This window comes from Nonomuraea basaltis (genome assembly GCF_005893125.1).
GTDB lineage: Bacteria > Actinomycetota > Actinomycetes > Streptosporangiales > Streptosporangiaceae > Nonomuraea > Nonomuraea basaltis.
The window spans coordinates 1-17,985 of the sequence record NZ_VCJS01000093.1; the positions used below are offsets into that span (position 1 = coordinate 1).

The following is a 17,985-nucleotide window of genomic DNA, read 5'->3' on the forward strand; positions in this document are numbered from 1 at the left end:
GTATAAGAGACAGCGGCGGCAGCGTAAGAGGTGTAAAAGAGACAGGCCCCCGGCCGGTCGGCACCACCACCCTGCATCTGACCGACACCTCCCGCCCCGATCCCTGGGACCTCGACGTCGACGCCAGGGAGCTCAAGGTCACCCTGTGGTATCCGGCCAAGCAGCGCGACGGGCAGCGCTCGCCCTACATGACAGCCAAGGAAGCGGAGCTCCTCCTGAAAGGCTCCGGGATCTCGACCGCGCCGTACAACACACTGAGCAACACACGAACCAACGCCGCCAAGAACGCCGACCCCTCCGGGCGCAAGCTTCCGCTGGTGGTGCTCTCCCCCGGCTTCACCAAACCGATGAGCACGCTCACCTCCCTGGCCGAGGACCTCGCCAGCCGAGGCTACGTCGTGGCCGGGATCGACCACACCTACGAAAGCTACGCCACCACCCTGTCCGACGGGCGGGTCGCCGAATGCCTCGCCTGCGACAGCAACACCGACCCCGGCTTCGGCACCGGGCTGGTCCAGGGCCGAGCCGCCGACGTCTCCTTCGTCCTCGACCAGCTGACCTCCGAGTGGGACGGACACGACCTGATCGACCGCAAAAGGATCGCGATGGCAGGCCAGTCGATCGGCGGGGCCAGCGCCGTGGCGGCCATGGTCAAAGACCCACGCATACGCGCCGGAATCGACATGGACGGCACCACCTACGCCCGGATCCCCAAGAGCGGCCTCTCCCGGCCTTTCATGTTCCTGGGTTCGCAAGAGCATGTCCCGGGCGGCCGCGACAATTCGTGGGACCGTGACTGGAAGCTGCTGACCGGGTGGAAGCGCTGGCTCGTGCTGTCGGACGCCGAACACCAGTCCTTCACCGACATCCCGCTGGTGGCAGACGTCCTCGGCCTCGAACCTCTCCCTGGCATGCTGCCCGCGGCCCGTGGCGCAGAGCTCACCCGCACCTACGTGGCGGCCTTCCTCGACCAGCACCTGAAGTCGCAGCGGCAGCCCCTCCTGGACAAGCCATCCTCACGCTACCCCGAGGCCAAGTTCTGCCCCGCGACCTGCGCTCACTCCTGAGGCCCGGCGACGCCTGAAGCCGTCGGGGGATGCTGAAGAGGCCGGATGCCTGCCTGGCCCGGTGCACGACGGCGAGCCCGGGCCCTTGGAGAGTTGTCGCAGGCGTGGGCGACCTTGTCGTCCAGCAGGGCGTACAGCTGGGTGGTCCCGGCGGAGGCGTGGCCGAGACGGCGGCGGACGGCCTCAATGGACACCCCGGCGTCGATGAGGTCGCGGAGGTCGCGCGGAGTCAGCCATCTCACGAAACATCAGTTAGGACGACCTGATCGACGCTTTCGTCCTGTACGCCGGCGAGCACGCGTATCGCCGCCGGGACGGCGTTGCCGCCATCCCGTTGGCACTGCTCGGGCCGTAGCCAGCACCCCTGCCGCTCAGGCGGGGACGGGCTCCTGGTCAGCATCGTCAAAGGGTGGATAGCTCTCGCTGCCCATTCGATCGGCCGCATCAATGTAGTCGGCAAGAGCGTCGCGGGATTGAGCGAGCCTGTCCATCTGATCGTCCAGTCGCTGCAGCCGTGACCGCATCGCGGCCAGCAACTCGGGACACCCGAGCAGCTCCGGGGCCTCTCCGACCGCACAGGGCAGCACGTACGCGATGTCCTCAGAGGACAAACCGGCACCAAGCAGGTGCCGGATCTGCTTCACCCGCAGCACGGCGTTCTCGTCGTACTCGCGGTAACCGTTCGCGCCGCGGTCTGCCTCCAGCAGGCCTTGGGCCTCGTAGTAGCGCAACTGATGAGCGTTGACGCCCGCCCGACGACTCAGTTCCCCGATCCGCACCGAAACCTCACTTGGCCTTCACACGGGTATCAACGTTGACGATGATGCCGTGAACAACAATACCGATACACCCGTGACAGTCATCGGACTCGGACTGATGGGCCAGGCACTCGCCGGCGCGTTCCTGAAAGCCGGGCATCCCACAACCGTGTGGAACCGTACGACCTCCAAGGCCGGCCAGTTGGCGATCAGCACCGCCAGGATGTTGCGCTTCAGCTCCACCGACTGGGCGACCTTCCGGCCACCGGCATGGGTGAAGGCAGCCAGGAACTGGGTGCGGATGTCCAGCTCGATCAGCAGCGAGGCGTCGAGACGGACCGCGCCCACATCGCCCGGCAGCGCGTTCGCCAGGGTCTCCTCCAGGCACTCCAACGCCAGGTGCTCACCTGCCCTCAGCCAAAGTTCGGACAAAACGTTTTAACCCCCCAGGCCGTAGGCGGCCGGCAGTCGCGTGTCAATAGCGGCAGGTGTGCGGCTGGACTAGCACGCCATCGTCCCCCCAGCCCCACAGAGGCAGGCCGCTTCTTACGTATAAGCACGTCAGAAACGTAAACGTGCACCGGTGACAGTCCATGGCGGCCTGATCGGCGAAGCTCGCCAGAGATCGCCACCGCCTCCCACAAGCACGCACGCCGCCTGAGAGATACTCCCGTTTTCGCTGGTCCAGGCCTCGGCCAGGATGGGTATCGTTATTCATTTTTCTAATCGCACACGTCTCACACATGGGTAAATACTGTGAACCGTTGCACGAACTTCCTCTTGACGCCGGACTACGTAACGCCTACGTTAACGACAACGACGCCTTGCTTAAATCGATTTACAATCTCCGCGGAGGCGCATTGTGCGAGCCTTCCGTCACCCCCATGGCCCTGAACTGGTCGTTCTCGGCCGCTCGTCCCGCGGCCCGCCCGACCGCACAGAGTTGAGCCCGCCGGACGATGTTGTGCGTTCCCCGAACCGGCGGCTACAGCATTCACCCTCACGCCGACTCATTCGGCGACCCGAGCGCCACCCTCGTGCCCGCCCACGCCGGGTCACCCCACTGACCTTCAGCGGATAGCGACCCCTTCCGCGGCGACGGACGCCGACGACGAGGCCAGCGCCTGACGATCCCTCCCGCCCCGCCACCGGGGCGGATCGCCTGGCCACCTCGAGCCCTGGCCCCAGGTGCGACCCCAGGCACAAGCAGGCGAAGCACTACCGGCCGGCGCGGCAAGGGCCGGCCGGGAAGGGAGTGATCTGTGTCGAAATCACGTCGTCGGATCCGCATGCTCGCGGGACTGGGGGTGTCCTTAGCCCTTGTGGTCTCGCAGCCCTTCGGCGCTCCACCGGCCATCGCCGGCGCGCCATCGCCCGTCCAGGTCGTCGACCTCAATGTGGACGGCCGGAACGACGAATCTCTCGGCATCGACAATCCCACCCCCTCGCTGGGGTGGCGGATGCAAGAGACACGACAAGCCGCCGCTCATCCGTGCCGCCGGCCTCTCTCGCGGGCGGCCTGTCCCGGCGACGCGCAGACCGCCTACCAGGTCCAAGCCTCGACGAGCGAGGAGAACCTCAAGCGCGGCCGGCTGATCTGGGACTCCGGCAAGGTGAACTCCGCCGTCCAGTCCGGCGTCCGCTACGCCGGGCAGGCGCTGAGTTCGCGTCAGAAGGTCGTCTGGCACGTCCGCGTCTGGGACGCCGACAAGAAGCCATCGGACTGGAGCAAGCCCTCCTCCTTGGAGATGGGCCTGCTGCAGCAGAGTGACTGGGGCCCGGCACGCTGGATCGAGTACCCGGGCCGCACCGAAGCGCAGCCCATGCCGATCTTCGCCCGTCAGTTCGCCGTCGACCGCAGGAAGCGCGTGGCCAGTGCCCGTCTCTACCTTTCCGGCGTGGGCCTGCAGCTCCCGACGTTGAACGGCCGCAAGCTCAGCGACGAAGTGCTCGCGCCCGGCTACTCGAATTACCAGCTCTCCAGCGAGTACCGCACCTACGACATCACCGACGACCTGCGCACCGGGGCCAACACCCTCGGTGTCCGGCTCGGCAACGGCCCCGCCTACGTGCGGCGCAGCGTAACGAATCCGGCCGTCGGCCGCACGGCACCGTACTCGTGGTGGCAGAGTCAGCTGAAGGGCAGCGGCACTCTGGCCGCCGACGCCGAGGCCGGCGCGACGACCGTGAGACTCGACAATGTCGCCAACTACCACGTCGGCGGCACCGTCAACATCGACACCGGCAACGGCGGCGACAGCCTCGAATCCCGCACCATCACCGCGATCGGCACCGCAGGCGCCGACGGCACGGGGATCACCTTTACGCCGGGGCTGTCCAAGGCACACTCCTCCGGTGCGACGGTGACCGGATCGGGCAACAACATCGCGGCAAGCGACGCGAGCGCCGGCGCCGCGGTCACACCACGCATGATCGCGCGGCTGGAGATCGGCTACAGCAACGGCTCGACGGACGTCATCGTCTCCGACCGCAGCTGGCGCACCGCCCTCGGCGCCCTCGTCACCGACGCCTGGTACTCCGGCTCCGACTATGACGCACGGCGCGAGCAGGTCGGCTGGGACCTGCCGGGCTCCGATCTGTCCGCCACCGCCAGGCGGCGCGACGGCTCGGACATGTCGTGGGTGGACGCGGGGATCGCGCCGCCCCCGAACCTCGCCACCAAGCTGGTGGCCCGCACGGCCGAGCCCGTGAAGGCGGTCGAAACGTTCACGCCGGTCTCGATGACGAACCCGGCACCGGGGACCTGGGTGTTCGACCTCGGCCAGAACATCAGCGGGTGGCCGCAGCTGAACCTCAAGGGCACCGTGGCCGGCGGGGTCACCATCCGGATGGCGCCCGCCGAGTCACTCGCCCCCGACGGAACCGTCGACCAGGCCTCCCTCATGGGGGGAGGCGGCAACCGAGGGCGCGACCTGTTCAACACCTACACCACCGCCGGACTCCGCGGCGGAGAGACCTGGCACCCCGACTTCAGCTACTTCGGCATGCAATGGATCCAGGTCACCGGCCTGCCGGAGGGCTACACCCCCACGAAGGACCTGATCAAAGGCATCCGGCTGCAGGCCGCCACCCCCGTGGCCGGTGAGGTCACCACCTCCAACGCCCGCGTCAACCGCATCCACAGGATGGCCCGATACTCCTTCGCGTCGAACATGATGTCGGTGTTCACCGACTGCCCCGGCCGGGAGAAGCTGTCGTACCCGGCCGACTACACGATGCCGATGGGGGCCATCCACCGCAATTACGAGCTCGCCGCCTACCTGCGGACCACGATGCGGCACCTCGTCGAGGGACAGTCGATCGCCGACACCCCGATGCGCGGGAACGTGGCGTTGAAGACCCCGGTCTACGACTGGGGCTACAGCGGACGTTTCGGCGACGAGATCAACTGGGGCAACGCCATCATCCTGGTCCCCGCGATGCTCTACGAGCTCTACGGCGACACCGACACCATGAAGCGGTACTACGACCAGATGGTCGACTTCGCCGACTACATCCAGCGTCAGAAGGCTGGGACGGGCGAGAACGCGCACATCGTCGACGCCGCCCTCGCCGACTGGGTCGCGGCCGACCAGACCTCGGGCCGGATCACCGGCACCTGGGGCTACTACATCATGATCACGAAGCTGGCCACGATGGCCGAGCTGACGGGTCACACCGACGACGCCGCCCGCTACCAGGCGCTCGCCGGTGACATCAAGAACGCCTTCAACGCCCACTTCTACAACCAGGAGCTGCGCCGCTACACCAGCGCCGGTAACGCCGGCGCGACGCAGACGGCACAGGCGCTCGCGCTCGACGCCGGGATCGTCCCCGGCAGCGAACGCCAGGCGGTCCTCGACGCGCTCGTCGAGCTCGTGTACGCCTACCACCCCATCGGCGACGGTCCGCACTTCAGCGGGGGCACCATCGGCATGGCCCCGACGGTCCGCGCACTGGCCGACGGCGGCAGGGACGACGTCCTGTGGGACCTGCTGCAAGGCGACGACCAGCCGAGTTACGGGTTCTTCATGCAGCCCACCAGCGCCAACCCCAATGGCATGACCACGATCGGCGAACAGTGGAACCGCGGGGCCTCGAAGAACCACATGATCCTCGCGCAGATCGAGGAGTGGTTCCACACCGGGCTGGCGGGCATCCGCGAGGCCGACGGCTCCACCGCCTACCGGCGCCTCGTCATTCAGCCCAAGCCGGTCGGCGACCTCACCTCGGTGCAGGGCAGCTACGAAGCGCCGCAGGGCACCGCCCGTTCCGCATGGACCAAGGGTGACCGATGGTTCAAGCTGACGGTCGATGTCCCCGCGAACACCACCGCTGAGGTCTGGGTGCCGGCGAAGGACTTCCGTTCCACCGTGAGCCCGCATCGGGCGAAGTTCCTGCGAATGGATGGGAACTACGCCGTGTACAACGTCCCGTCCGGTTCGTTCACCTTCATAGCCGCTACTGCCCAGTGATTCACAGGATCCCGGTCTCCATACGGAGACCGGGATCCAGCATGCTCAAGATGGGACTATTGGTTAATCGACGCCCTTGCGGTCTGCGGGTGGAGCGGCGCCCTTCTGGACCGTGCGGGAACACGAGGCCGCGCTGACGGTAACCGTCTCAAGAGGACGTCATGAAATTCGTTGTTCCGTGGCGTCGTCAGGCGAGTTCGCAGGTCCAACCGGAGGCCCTCGACGCGCTCGCCCGTCAGGTAGCTCGTCCACGTGCCGTCGGGACGGCATCAGGCGGAGCTTGAGTCTCGTGAACAGCCGGGTCACCTCCACGGCCTCCTCGCCGAAGGCCCACGGCACGCGGTAGGACGATGAGCCGTGCAGCCGCGAGGGGGAGGACATGAGCCCGAAGGCGACCCAGCGCTTACATGATCACCCACAACTGCGAAACACGAGGGACCGTGGGCGATCATTAAGCACAAATCCACGATATTTCAACCTCTTGATCACTTCCGGCTTCTGTGTTCATGGTGGGGTACGCACCATGATCGACAGGAGCTCGCGCATGAACAGGTACAGCCGTCGAGGATTCCTCACAGCGACGCTGGTGGCGGGCTCGGCAGCCGCAATACCAGGCTGGATCGGGACGGGAACGGCGGCTGCCGCGAGCACCCCGTTCACCCTTGGGGTGGCGTCGGGCGATCCGGCGCCCGACGGGGTCGTGTTGTGGACCAGGCTGGCTCCTGAGCCGCTCGCCCTGGACGGCCGCGGCGGTATGCCGGAGCAGGCCGTAAAGGTACAGTGGCAGGTCGCCGCTGATGACCGGTTCCGGCGTGTCGTTCGCGAGGGGATCAGCCTGGCCAGACCGGAGCGTGGGCACAGCGTGCACGTTGAGCTGCACGGCCTGCGTCCCGGCAGGGAGTACTTCTATCGGTTCCGCGCGGGCGGCGAGATCAGCCCGGTCGGCCGGACCAAGACCACGCCCGCGCCGGGGGCGGACATGAGCGCCCTGGCGTTCGCCTTCGTCTCCTGTCAGTGCTGGTATGAGGGCTTCTACACCGCCTACCGGCACCTGGCCCAGGAGGACCTGGACGTGGTCCTCCACCTCGGCGACTACATCTACGAGTACGGCGTGGGCGCCACCGGCGGGGTGCGCGGGCTCAGCCTGCCCGAGCAGTACCTGAAGGAGACCTTCACCCTCACGGAGTACCGCAACCGGCACGCCCTCTACCGGACCGACCCCGACCTGCAGGCCGCGCACGCGGCGTTCCCCTGGATGGTGACGGTCGACGACCACGACGTGGAGAACAACTGGGCCAAGGACATCTCCCAGATCGACACCGAGCCCGACCAGGACCCGCAGGTCTTCCTGCAACGGCGGGCCGCCGCGTTCCAGGCGTACTACGAGCACCTGCCGCTGCGCCGCGCCTCCATGCCTGGAGGGCCTGACATGCGGCTCTATCGGCGCGCGTCCTTCGGCAGGCTGGCGACCTTCAACGTGCTCGACACCCGCCAGTATCGCGACGACCAGCCGTGCGGCGACGGATTGGACGTCGGATGCGCGGACCGGCTGGACCCGAACCGGACGATGCTGGGCGCCAGGCAGGAGGAGTGGCTGCTCGGCGGCCTCGCGCGCTCGCGTACGACGTGGAACGTGCTGGCGCAGCAACTGCTCATGGCGCCGCTCGACCACGACGCCAGTCCCGACGTGCAGGCCTTCGGCATGGATCTGTGGGACGGCTACGCCTCCGCCCGCGCCCGGCTGCTGTCGGGGATGGTGGAGCACAACGTGCGCAATCCGGTGGTGCTGTCCGGTGACATCCACCGCAGCCTGGCGGCTGAGCTCAAGCCCGACTTCGACGACCCGAACTCTCCGGTCATGGGCGTGGAGTTCGCCGGGACCTCGATCGCCTCCGGCAAGGACGGCGCCGACCAGGACGGGCTCGGGCAGACGTTCCTCGCCGCCAATCCGCACCTGAAGTTCCACAACGTTCAGCGTGGCTACGTGCGCGCCACGGCGACTCCGGAGACGTTGACCGTCGACTACCGGATCGTGCCCTACGTTACGCGGCCTGGAGCGCCCATCTCGACTCGTGCGTCGTTCGCGGTGGAGGCGGGCAACCCCGGCCTGCACCAGACAGCGGACAACCCGCCGATCGGCGTTCTGAGCATTCCGGACGTGGCCGGCGAGCTGGACCATCTCGCCGAGCAACCGCAACGCTGACCACGTCGGGCAGGCGGGCGGGACGGCTTGCTTCCGCGGCCGCTCACCTGCCCGCGCGACGCTTACTCCAGGTCACCCGCCGACCGTCAGCGCTGATACCGCGCCATCTGCTGCAGGTGCGTCGCTCCGGCGTAGGATTCTGGTTTGACCGGTCAAACCAGAGGAGAATGGATCATGCCCGTACTAGAGGGACGCTCCGCGTTGATCACCGGTGGCGCAGGAGACATCGGTGCCGCGATGGCCGCCGAGCTGACTCGCAGGGGAGCTCGCGTTACGCTCCTGGACGTGAAGTCGCCTGCCGAGGCCCGCCCGTGGATCGCCACCGCATCCGCGCACGGCAAGGTGGGCTATGTGCAGGCCGACGTGCGCGATCGGCCGTCCCTGGACGCCGCTGTCGACGAGGTCGGGCATCTCGATATCGCAATCGCCAACGCCGGCGTCGTCAAATCCGCCCCGTTCCTGGAAATCTCTGTCGAGCATTGGGAACAACAGCTGGCGATCAATCTCACCGGCTGCTTCCACACGGCCCAGGCGTCCGCACGGCGCATGGTGGCCCAAGGATCTGGCGGGCGCATCGTGCTGACGGGATCCTGGGTCGGCACGGTGCCGTGGCCGGAGATCGCGGCCTACAGCGCGTCGAAGGCCGGCGTGGCGATGCTCGCCCGGTCGATGGCCAAGGAGCTGGCACCGCACGGCATCCTCGTCAACGCCCTCGCGCCGGGAATCGTGGCCGCGGGCCTGGCCAAGTGGCAGTTCGACAACGAGCCCGCCTACGCCGCGCGGGCCGCCCAGGCCATTCCGCTGGGAGTTCCGCAATCCGCCGAGCAGGTGGCCAGGGTGGCCGCGTTCCTGTGCTCACCCGACGCCGACTACATCACCGGCACGACCCTGCTGGCCGACGGCGGCTGCTCGCTGTTCAACCAGGACTGACCAGGAGTTGAAGATCAATTTGAAAACAGACCCTAGCGCTGACGGGAGTTGGGCTCCAGTCGCAGCAGGTCGTCGTCAGGGCCGTCGAGCGCGGTCAGCACCGATTCGATGATGCCGTCGAGTGACACACCCGGCCCCATTAGCCGGGTGAGCTCGCGGCGGGCGAGCGTGTCGAGCCCCTGGTCAAGGTCTTCGCCGTAGTGGTAGTGCGCCACTGACAGGTGGCCCTCCATGGCGCGGCGAGCCCGTTCGGTGTCGCGGTCGGCGATCGCCGCGAGGATGTCGTCGTGGTACGGGGCGCCCTCTCGGACGATCGTGGGATCGGCGAGGCTGCGCAGCATGTATTCGAAGGTGAGCCCAGCGATCGACAGGAACATCACCTCCAGCACGGAGTTGCGGGCGGCCCGCGCGATGAGGATGTGGAAGGCGATGTCGGCGCGGGCCTTCTCTACGACGTTGCCGGCCATCTCGAAGGCGCTCAGCATCTTGCGCAGCGCGGTCAGATCGTCCTCGGTCGCGTTTCGCGCGGCCAGCACGGCGGCGTGGGTCTCCAGCATGATCCGCGCGTCGGTCACCTCGCGCGGGGTGGCGTTGCGCCGGCGGTAATAGGCCTCCAGCGGGCGGATGCTGTCGACGCTGCTCGGCTCGCGGACGAACGTGCCGCGCCCGGGAATGACCCGGACCAGCCCACGCTCCTGCAGTTCCTTGATGACTTCACGGACGGAGGGGCGGCTGAGCCCGAAACGCTGGGCAAGCAGCCGCTCGGAGGGAAGCCGGCTGCCCGGGCTGATCTTCCCGGTGAGCAAGGCGTCCTCGAGATAGGTGGACAGCATGTCACGCGGAACGGCGTCAATCGTCACCGGTGATCCTCCCGACAGCACCCCGCGCGGTCAGACCGGATGCTATTTCCCGCCCCCGCCGGAGGCAAACGTCCCTGATCATGATAGCCGACGGTATGTCATGCGGACGGTGACGTCGTCGACCGTGGCCAGCGGGATCCGCCCGTCGGCGGGCGGCACCGCGCGGCCGTCGACGGTGATCTCGGTGGGTCGCTCCGCGGCCCCCTCGGGAAGGGGCAGGCTCAGGGAGAGCCGGTCCGGGGCCGGGTGAGCGTCGCCCTGGCGGGTGTAGCGGACGGTGACCGTGACCACGTCCGTGTGCTCGGTCGTGACGTGCAGGCTGACCGGCCCGAAGCGGGTGGTGCTGCGCTCCAGCTCGATGGTCTGACCGGCCCTGAACCACCCAGCCGGTGCGGCGGGCAGCAGTTCGAGTGTGTCGTCCCGCTCGAACAGCAGCAGATGCCTGACCAGCCGCACGAATTCGGCCGAGGCCCAGTTGTGCGGCATGTCGCCCCACAGCTGCCCGTTGCCGGTGGCGGTCAGCGACTGCTCCTCCCGCCATACGCGGGTGGGCGCGGCATGGTTGGCGAAGGCGTAGAGGTAGTCGACCGCCTTGTCGGCACGGCCGGCGTAGAGCCACGCGTGCGCGGCGAACGAGGCGGCGTAGGGCCAGACGGCGCGGTAGGGCAGCCAGCCGGTCTCGGCAGGAATCCCCTGCTCGTCATCGAGCACGTCGAACAGCGTCAGCAGGTCGGTGACCACGTGGTCGCCGGGCTCGAACACCTCGCCCGGCCAGATGGCCTGGCACAGCGCCCACGTGGCGCTGCCGGGCCGGATCCGATGCCATGCGGCCACGTCGGCCTCGACGGGACCAGCGTGGTAGTGATGCGATCCGCTCTCCGGATGGATCATGGGCAGGTACGCGAGTCCTTCCTCGCGGTGCCGGCGGGCCGCCGTGTCGAAGTTGGCGCGCAGCTGGAGGTACTGCGCGTGAATCGCGTTGCGATCGGATGCGCGGCCGAGCATCGTCGCTCCCCTGACCGCGGCGCGCAGCCCCGCGAGCGTCCACAGCGTGGTGGTGTACTCCGCCCGTACGCCTGCCACTCCTCCGTCGGCGAACGCCGGCGGCATCAGGCCGTGCAGCGGGTGGCCGGCGGGCAACGCGTCGGCCTGGCGGCGCAGGTCGGCGATGTGGTCGATGGCGCGCAGCACCACCGGCCAGTGCGAGCTGAGCGCGCCACGCGGGTCGGCGCTGAGCTCCGACTGCCGCACCAGCGTGGCGATCGCGATCGCGGTCTCCTTGATGTGCGGTGCCATCTCCAACCCGGTGATGGAGCCGTCGGGTCTGGCCCGGCGCAGGAGTACCCGCACACCGGCGTCGGCGTCGGCGGCAAAGCCGAGGTAGCGGGCCGCCTCCAGGATGAAATGGCCATCGACGATCCACAAGCCGCGGTAGACCGTAGCGCCGACCTGCGGCACCGGCAGCCCGTCGCGGATCTCCCGCGCCTGCAGCAGGTTGCGCACGCAGGCCACCAGCAGGTCCTGCACGGCCGGGTCGGGCACGGTGATCGGCAGCCGTAGCGCTGGAAGCTCGTCCCAGAAGGCGCGGGCACGGGTCAGGGCGGCCTCGGCCCAGGCCAGGTCCGCGATGGCGGGCGTTTTGGCCACGGCCGGCTGCGGCAGGACCAGTGCCCCGCCGGTACGCCCGCCTGGTCGCAGGATCTCGGGGGTGACGTCAAGGCCGGTGGCCGGGCGGAATCCGGTCGGGTGGGCGAGATGGAGCCGTTGCGGCCGGTGGACCAGGGCGACAGGGCCGAGCGGCGTGCCGTCTTGTTCGGCGGTGTCGTCCATCCAGATCGGCTGGGCGGGAGCCTGCTCGGGCGCCACCGAGTAGGCGACGTGGAACGGTGTCGTGCCACCCGTCAGCACCGCGTCGCGGTCGTGGTGGTCGATGTGCAGTCCGGTGAGCACCTCGCCGTCGTCGCCGATGTGCGTCAGCTCCCACATCACGACATCGGCGCGGAAGCCGTCGTGCTCGTGGGCGAAGGCGGTCAGCGTGAGCTCCAGCCGGGGGTAGCGCATGGTGGTGACCACGATGGGGCGTGCGGCGGACTCGGTGCACTGGGTCACCGACACGGGCCGGTCGGCGGTCTGGGCGGAGAACTCCACGACGGTGGCGAAGTGCCAGGCCGCGAGGTGCGTCTGTGTGAAGCCGTAGAGCAGGGCGCCGTCCTCGCGGACCAGGGTCTTGTGCGGGTCGTCGGGCAGGCAGATCGCTGTCCAGCGCGAGGGGGGCGCGAACCGGAAGTCGATGGCGTGGGACACGTACGGAGCCTTCCTTCTACCTCGAAAGGGTCAGCCCTTGACGGCGCCCTGCAGCATGCCGCGGATCACATGGCGTTGCAGGAAAAGGTAGACGACGACGACGGGGACGGTGACGATGAGGGCCCCGGCTGACAGTCCGGCGACGTCGGTGGTGCGCTGGCCGACGAACAGGCCGAGGCCGGCGGGCGCGGTGCGGACGGCCGGATCCTGCAGCAGCACCAGCGACAGCAGGAACTCGTTCCAGGTCCAGACGAAGAACAGGACCATGAGCGTGGTGACGGCGGGCCGGGCGACAGGCAGCAAGATACGGAACAGGACGGTGAAGGAGTTGGCGCCGTCCATGCGGGCCGCCTCGATCAGCGCGCGGGGCGTGGAAAGGAAGAAGGCCCGCATCCAGAACGTGCCGAACGACACCGACAACCCGATCTCGGGCAGCATCAGGCCCAGGTAGTTGTCGGTGAGACCGAACTGGCGCAGGTCGTAGTAGAGCGGCACGACGGTGGCCTCGTACGGCATGACGATGCCGATCAGCATCACGTAGAAAAGCGGGGTGCTGCCGCGGAACCGCATGGTGCCGAAGGCGTACCCGGTCATGATCGACAGCACCGTCGCGACCGGGACCACCACCACCGCGACGATCACGCTCGAGGTGATGAGGTCGCCGAAGGAGCCGGTGGTCCACGCCCGCGCGAAGTTGCCCCACTGCGGATCGTCTGGCCAGCTCAGGCCGGTGACCGGCGCCCCCTGGGGCTGCAGGGCGACCGAGAGGATGCTGAACAGGGGGAGCAATACGGCAAGGGCGAACAGGCACAGGAAGGTGTAGGCGCCGAGCCGTTCGAAACGGGCGTTCACAGCTTCTCCCGCAGCAACCGGGTGATCAACAGGACCACGGTGAAGATGAGCACGGTGAGCATCACGGCGACCGCGCAGGCTTCGCCCACGGCCCCCTGGCGGAAGGCCAGCTTGTAGATCTCGAAACCGGGGACGTTGGTGGCGTTGCCCGGGCCGCCACCGGTGGTGACGTAGACCAGGTCGAAGGAGCGCAGCGCGGCGATCGTGGTGAGCGTGAGCCCCACGGCCATCTCCTGCTTGAGTCCTGGCAAGGTCACCGCGAAGAACTCCCTGACCGGACCGGCTCCGTCCACGCGGGCCGCCTCGTACAGACTGGCGTCAATCTTGCTGATGCCGGCCAGGAACAACACCATGCACAGCCCGGACATCACCCAGGTGCCGACCAGCCCGAGCGCGGGCAGCGCCCAGGTGAAGTCACCCAGCCAGGCGCGGGCCAGCCCGTCCAGGCCGACCGCGGACAGCAGCTGGTTGATGGTCCCCTCGTCGGCGTACATCCACCGCCACGCGATGCCGACCACCACCGCGGTCGCCACCTGGGGCAGGAAGATCACGGTGCGGAAGAAGCCCAGCCCGCGCAGCCGGAACCGCGACAGTACCGAGGCCAGCACCAGTCCCAGGCCGACGGGCAGCGCGGCGAAGAAGAACAGAAACACCATCGAGTGACTGAAAGCGGTGCGGACGTCGGGATCGGCCAGCTGCTCGGTGTAGTTGTCCAGCCCGGTCCAGGTGCCGAGGGTGATGCCGTCCCAGTCGTACAGCGACAGCCAGGCGGTGTGCCCCAGCGGCCCCAGAACGAACAGCGCGAAGACCAGGAAGCCGGGCAGGATGTAAAGGTAGGCGACTCTGGAGTTGGCCCTCATATCGCCCTAGCCGTTGCCGCGTTCGTCGGCCCAGTTCTCCTGGACCGTGGAGATGAGCTTGTCCGGCGTCGTCTTACCGGCGATCAGCTGCTGGACCGCGGGGAAGAGGGTGTCGCCCATCGACGGGGTCGCCCAGTCGAGGTAGAGCGCCAGCCCGTCGTCGGCGAGAACCTGCTGCCAGGTCTCCACCAAACCCTCCTGGGCACTGCCCGCCTTGGGCTTGCCCGCGTCACGCTCGGCGACGGGCAGATAACCGCCCTGGAAGAGCGTGGCCGCGTTCTCCGGCCGGGTCATGAAGTCGATGAAGTTGGCGGCGACGTCGGGGTACTTGGTCTTGGCGGAGATGCTGAACGGCGAGGTGGTCGCGCCCGTCGCGCGGACCGGGTCACCGGCCTTGACCGGCGGCATCGCGGTGAATCCTGCCTTGCCGTCCATGTTCTCGTCGATACGCGACCGGTTCCAGCTGCCGGAGACCATGAAGACGCCCTTGCCCTTGACGAACTTGCCGACGCCGTCGCTGTCGGAGGTGCCGTTGGCGGAGGAGTCGATGTAGCCGGCCTCGGCCCATTCCGCGAGGGTCTTGGTGGCCTGCTGCACACCGGGACTGTCGAAGGTGGCGCCCTTGCGGCCGTAGACCCAGTTGAGCCCGTTCTCGTGCGGCTCGTACTGAGCGATCAGGTCGGACAGCACGTGATTGCCCGGCCAGGCCTCCAGGTTGCCGAGCTGGATCGGCGTCTCGCCCGCCGCCTTGGCCTTGGCCAGCGCGTCCTGGAAGGCGGCCAGATCCTTGAAGGGGGTGGTGATGCCGAGCTTGGCGAGCTTGTCCCGGTTGTAGTAAATGCCAACCAGGTTGCCGCCCAAGGCTATGCCGTACAGCTCGCCGGCGCCGAAGGTCTTGCCGTCCTTGGAGAACCGGGCCTGGTCGAGCAGGCCCGGCTTGAACCGCTCGCTCCAGCCGTACAGCTTGGCGTACTCATCCAGCGGCCGGAGCAGGCCCGCCTGGACCAGCGGGCCCTGCATCGTCTGCGCCTGGCCGGCCTGGGCGATGTCGGGCGCCGATTCCGAGGACATCTGCAGCTTGATGTTCTTGCCGTAGTCGGCGAAGGCCGTGTAGGTCGGTTTGATCGTGATGTTGGGGTGAAGCTGCTGATACTTGGCGGCCAGCTGCTCGATCGCCTTTCCCTGGCCGCCTTCCTCGAAGTGGCTCAATGTCAACGTGACCGGCTCGGTCGGTAGCGCACTGGACACGGCCTTGCCCGCGTCGGGGGCTTCGGTGGGTGCGGCACCAGGGGCGCAGGCCGTCACGGTGGCGGCTATGAGGGCCAGGCCGGCGATCGTACGTGTCGTCAACGTCATCGCAGACTCCTTTGCGGGCTTACCGGTCAGACCACCATCTAGGTAAACAGGAGGTTTCGTCAACCATGCCGGACATCATCCAGGAGTTGCGGTCAGACCAGTCTGGCCGGTAAGAAGACATTCATGAGCATCGAAGGCATCGAGACACTCGTCGTCGAGGAACTGCCCAACCTGCTGCTGGTTCAGGTGCACCTCGATTCGGGAATCGTCGGGCTGGGTGAGACCTACTACGGGGCCGCCGCGGCCGAGGCGCACCTCCACGAGGCTCTGGCGCCCGCCCTGGTCGGGCGCGCCATGCCGCGGGACGCGGACGAGTTGCGGGCGCTGCTGACGGAGCTGGAGGGCTATGTCGGCTACCTGGGCAGCGGCGCCGAGGTCCGCGCGCTGTCGGCCATTGACCTGGCGCTGTGGGACGCGATGGGTCAGGAGGCCGGCCTGCCGCTGACCGAACTGCTCGGCGGCCGGGTCAGGAGCGACGTGCAGATCTACAACACCTGCGCGGGCCCGCACTACATGCGCAACCCCAGCGGCCAGAAGTCGGCCAACTGGGGGGTGGCCGGCGAGGGACGCTACGAGGACCTCTACGGCTTCCTCCACCACGCCGACCGGCTGGCCGAGGATCTCCTGTCCGAGGGGGTGTCGGCCATGAAGATCTGGCCCTTCGACGTCTACGCCGAACGTTCGGCGGGACGCGAGATCAGCCGGGCCGACCTCGATGCCGGACTCGGCCCCTTGCGCAAGGTGCGCGACGCCGTCGGTGATCGCATGCGCCTCCTCGTGGAACTGCACGGCTTGTGGGAGCCTTCCGTGGCGCGGGTCATTCTGGCGGCGCTCGCGGAGTTCGATCCCCTGTGGGTCGAGGACCCGATACGGCCGGATCGGTACGCCGAGCTCGGCGAACTGCGAGCGACCAGCCCGGTTCCGATCGCCGCCGGTGAGACGCTGGGTGGCCGCACGGCCGTGGCCCCTCTGCTCGATCGGCGCGGGGTGGACGTCCTCATCGCCGACCTCGGCTGGTGTGGCGGGATCAGCGAAGTCCTGGCTCTGGCCGAGCGCACGCTCGCGGCCGAAATGCCCCTCGCGCTGCACGACTGCAGCGGGCCCGTGGTGCTGGCCGCCTCGGCGCACCTGGCCGTCCATCTGCCGCACGTGTTCATCCAGGAGACCACCAGGGCCTACTACTCCAGCTGGTACCCGCAGCTTGTCACCGGCCTGCCGGACATCTCCGCTGGCCGGCTGAGCCCGGGAACGGCCCCCGGCCACGGAGTCCGGCTCCGCCCCGATCTCGACCAGAGCGCCACTGTACGCCGCCGCGTAACCGGCGCCACCCATCCCCTCCCGCTAGCCCGATAACCGGCGTTCGCCTGGCCCCTCGGAAGGCTGTCGAGGTGACGACGTTGAATCGGTGATGATCGCGTTGGCCGGAGTACCGTCCAGTGTGGTCAGCAAAGGCTCCGTCACCACGAGGCCGTCCGCTTGGTCATCTCCTGGAGCATGAACAAGCTCGACTCGCGCGCCTTGTCCTCCCAGGCGAAGACGCACGCGGTCATGATGCCGTCGAACCCGACGCGGCCGAGGGTGCCGAAGAACTCGTCCCAGTCGACCTCGCCCTGGCCGATGTTCAGGTGCTGGTGAACGCGGGCGGCCGACCCCGGCGGGTTGACGATGTAGCGCAGCCCGGACGAGGCGCGATGGTCGAAGGAGTCGGCGACGTGCAGGTGGGTGAGCAGATCGCCGGCGTACTCCATGATCTCGGTCATGTTGCCGCCCTGGTGGAAGGTGTGCGGCGCGCAGTAGAGGAACGACACGAGCGGGGAGTTGACCCCGCGCACCATGTCGACGGCGGTCTTGCCGTCCTCGACGAAGTCGTCGGGGTGCGGCTCCAGGCGCAGCTCCACTCCCTGGCGCTCGAAGACGGGCAGCAGCTCCTCCATAGACCGCCAGAACATGGCCTCGCTCCGGGACGCCTGCTCGGGACGGCCGTTGAACTCCGAGTTCATGACGTTGCAGCCGAGGTCGACCGTGATCTCGATGGCCCGCTTCCAGTAGCGCACGGCCGCCTGGCGCTCCTCCTCGTCGGGGCCGGACCAGCGATACAGCGGCAGCACCGAGGAGATCTTGACATTCGCTGCGCCGAGGGCGGCCTTGAAGGCCACGACGGTGTCCCGATCGGCCCTCGGGTGCAGGAAGAAAGGCAGGAAGTCCTCGCGCGGCGACAACTCGATGTATTCGTAGCCCAGCTCTGCGACGAGCGCGGGCAACTCGAGCAGCGGCGTGCGGCGCATCATGTACGGGTCAAGAGTGATCTTCATCGTGGTTT

Annotated in this window: 13 protein-coding genes and 2 pseudogenes; 6 read left to right on the top strand and 9 right to left on the bottom strand. The window is 68.1% G+C overall.

Translation table 11 applies throughout. The features are described from left to right. The coding region (locus tag EJK15_RS35375) for an alpha/beta hydrolase family protein (RefSeq protein WP_138714839.1) at positions 1–1,067 on the top strand (1,067 nt) is incomplete at its 5' end. Here the strand turns inward: EJK15_RS35375 and EJK15_RS73115 are convergent. Beyond that, positions 1,058–1,309 (bottom strand): site-specific integrase, encoded by a 252-nt coding sequence (locus EJK15_RS73115; protein ID WP_206061280.1) that lies wholly within the window; start codon positions 1,307–1,309, stop codon positions 1,058–1,060. The genes EJK15_RS35375 and EJK15_RS73115 overlap by 10 nt on opposite strands. A gap of 129 nt (positions 1,310–1,438) precedes the next feature. Then, the gene (locus EJK15_RS35385) at positions 1,439–1,846 is read right to left on the bottom strand and encodes a MerR family transcriptional regulator (RefSeq protein WP_138714840.1); all 408 of its coding nucleotides are present in this window, start codon (positions 1,844–1,846) and stop codon (positions 1,439–1,441) included. A gap of 97 nt (positions 1,847–1,943) precedes the next feature. On the opposite strand from EJK15_RS35385, the pseudogene EJK15_RS78470 reads away from it, so the two are divergent. Then, positions 1,944–2,048: pseudogene (locus EJK15_RS78470) on the top strand (NAD(P)-binding domain-containing protein); the annotation flags it as partial. A 1,039-nt stretch (positions 2,049–3,087) separates the two neighbouring features. Further along, positions 3,088–6,300: an alpha-L-rhamnosidase gene (locus EJK15_RS35395; RefSeq protein ID WP_206061281.1), complete on the top strand. Its 3,213-nt coding sequence runs from the start codon at positions 3,088–3,090 to the stop codon at positions 6,298–6,300. A 159-nt stretch (positions 6,301–6,459) separates the two neighbouring features. Here the strand turns inward: EJK15_RS35395 and EJK15_RS75025 are convergent. Next, positions 6,460–6,696: pseudogene (locus EJK15_RS75025) on the bottom strand (TIM-barrel domain-containing protein); the annotation flags it as partial. Positions 6,697–6,844: 148 nt separating this feature from the next. Between EJK15_RS75025 and EJK15_RS35405 the strand changes: the two are divergent. Beyond that, positions 6,845–8,503: an alkaline phosphatase D family protein gene (locus EJK15_RS35405; RefSeq protein ID WP_138714841.1), complete on the top strand. Its 1,659-nt coding sequence runs from the start codon at positions 6,845–6,847 to the stop codon at positions 8,501–8,503. Between the two features lie 174 nt (positions 8,504–8,677). After that, positions 8,678–9,433: an SDR family NAD(P)-dependent oxidoreductase gene (locus EJK15_RS35410; RefSeq protein WP_138714842.1), complete on the top strand. Its 756-nt coding sequence runs from the start codon at positions 8,678–8,680 to the stop codon at positions 9,431–9,433. A 32-nt stretch (positions 9,434–9,465) separates the two neighbouring features. On the opposite strand, the gene EJK15_RS35415 is transcribed toward EJK15_RS35410, so the two are convergent. The 5 genes from EJK15_RS35415 to EJK15_RS35435 form a co-directional block, all read right to left on the bottom strand. Beyond that, positions 9,466–10,293 (bottom strand): FadR/GntR family transcriptional regulator, encoded by an 828-nt coding sequence (locus EJK15_RS35415; RefSeq protein ID WP_138714843.1) that lies wholly within the window; start codon positions 10,291–10,293, stop codon positions 9,466–9,468. 78 nt (positions 10,294–10,371) lie between these two features. Continuing rightward, positions 10,372–12,597, bottom strand: a complete 2,226-nt coding sequence (locus tag EJK15_RS35420; protein ID WP_138714844.1) for a hypothetical protein — start codon at positions 12,595–12,597, stop codon at positions 10,372–10,374. A gap of 30 nt (positions 12,598–12,627) precedes the next feature. Further along, complete coding sequence (locus tag EJK15_RS35425) at positions 12,628–13,449, bottom strand: carbohydrate ABC transporter permease (RefSeq protein ID WP_138714845.1); 822 nt, start codon at positions 13,447–13,449, stop codon at positions 12,628–12,630. Then, on the bottom strand, positions 13,446–14,309 hold the full coding sequence (locus EJK15_RS35430) for a carbohydrate ABC transporter permease (protein WP_138714846.1): 864 nt from the start codon (positions 14,307–14,309) through the stop codon (positions 13,446–13,448). The genes EJK15_RS35425 and EJK15_RS35430 overlap by 4 nt, the downstream gene beginning before the upstream one ends. A 6-nt stretch (positions 14,310–14,315) precedes the next feature. Beyond that, positions 14,316–15,665 carry an ABC transporter substrate-binding protein gene (locus tag EJK15_RS35435; protein WP_138714847.1) on the bottom strand — a complete coding sequence of 450 codons (1,350 nt, stop codon included), beginning with the start codon at positions 15,663–15,665 and terminating at the stop codon, positions 14,316–14,318. A gap of 123 nt (positions 15,666–15,788) precedes the next feature. Here EJK15_RS35435 and EJK15_RS35440 point away from each other — a divergent pair, with 123 nt between their 5' ends. Then, complete coding sequence (locus tag EJK15_RS35440; protein WP_138714848.1) at positions 15,789–17,018, top strand: mandelate racemase/muconate lactonizing enzyme family protein; 1,230 nt, start codon at positions 15,789–15,791, stop codon at positions 17,016–17,018. Positions 17,019–17,122: 104 nt separating this feature from the next. Here the strand turns inward: EJK15_RS35440 and EJK15_RS35445 are convergent, their stop codons facing one another. Then, a complete protein-coding gene (locus EJK15_RS35445) occupies positions 17,123–17,977 on the bottom strand; it encodes a sugar phosphate isomerase/epimerase family protein (RefSeq protein WP_138714849.1) in 855 nt (284 codons plus the stop codon). Positions 17,978–17,985: the final 8 nt, after the last annotated feature.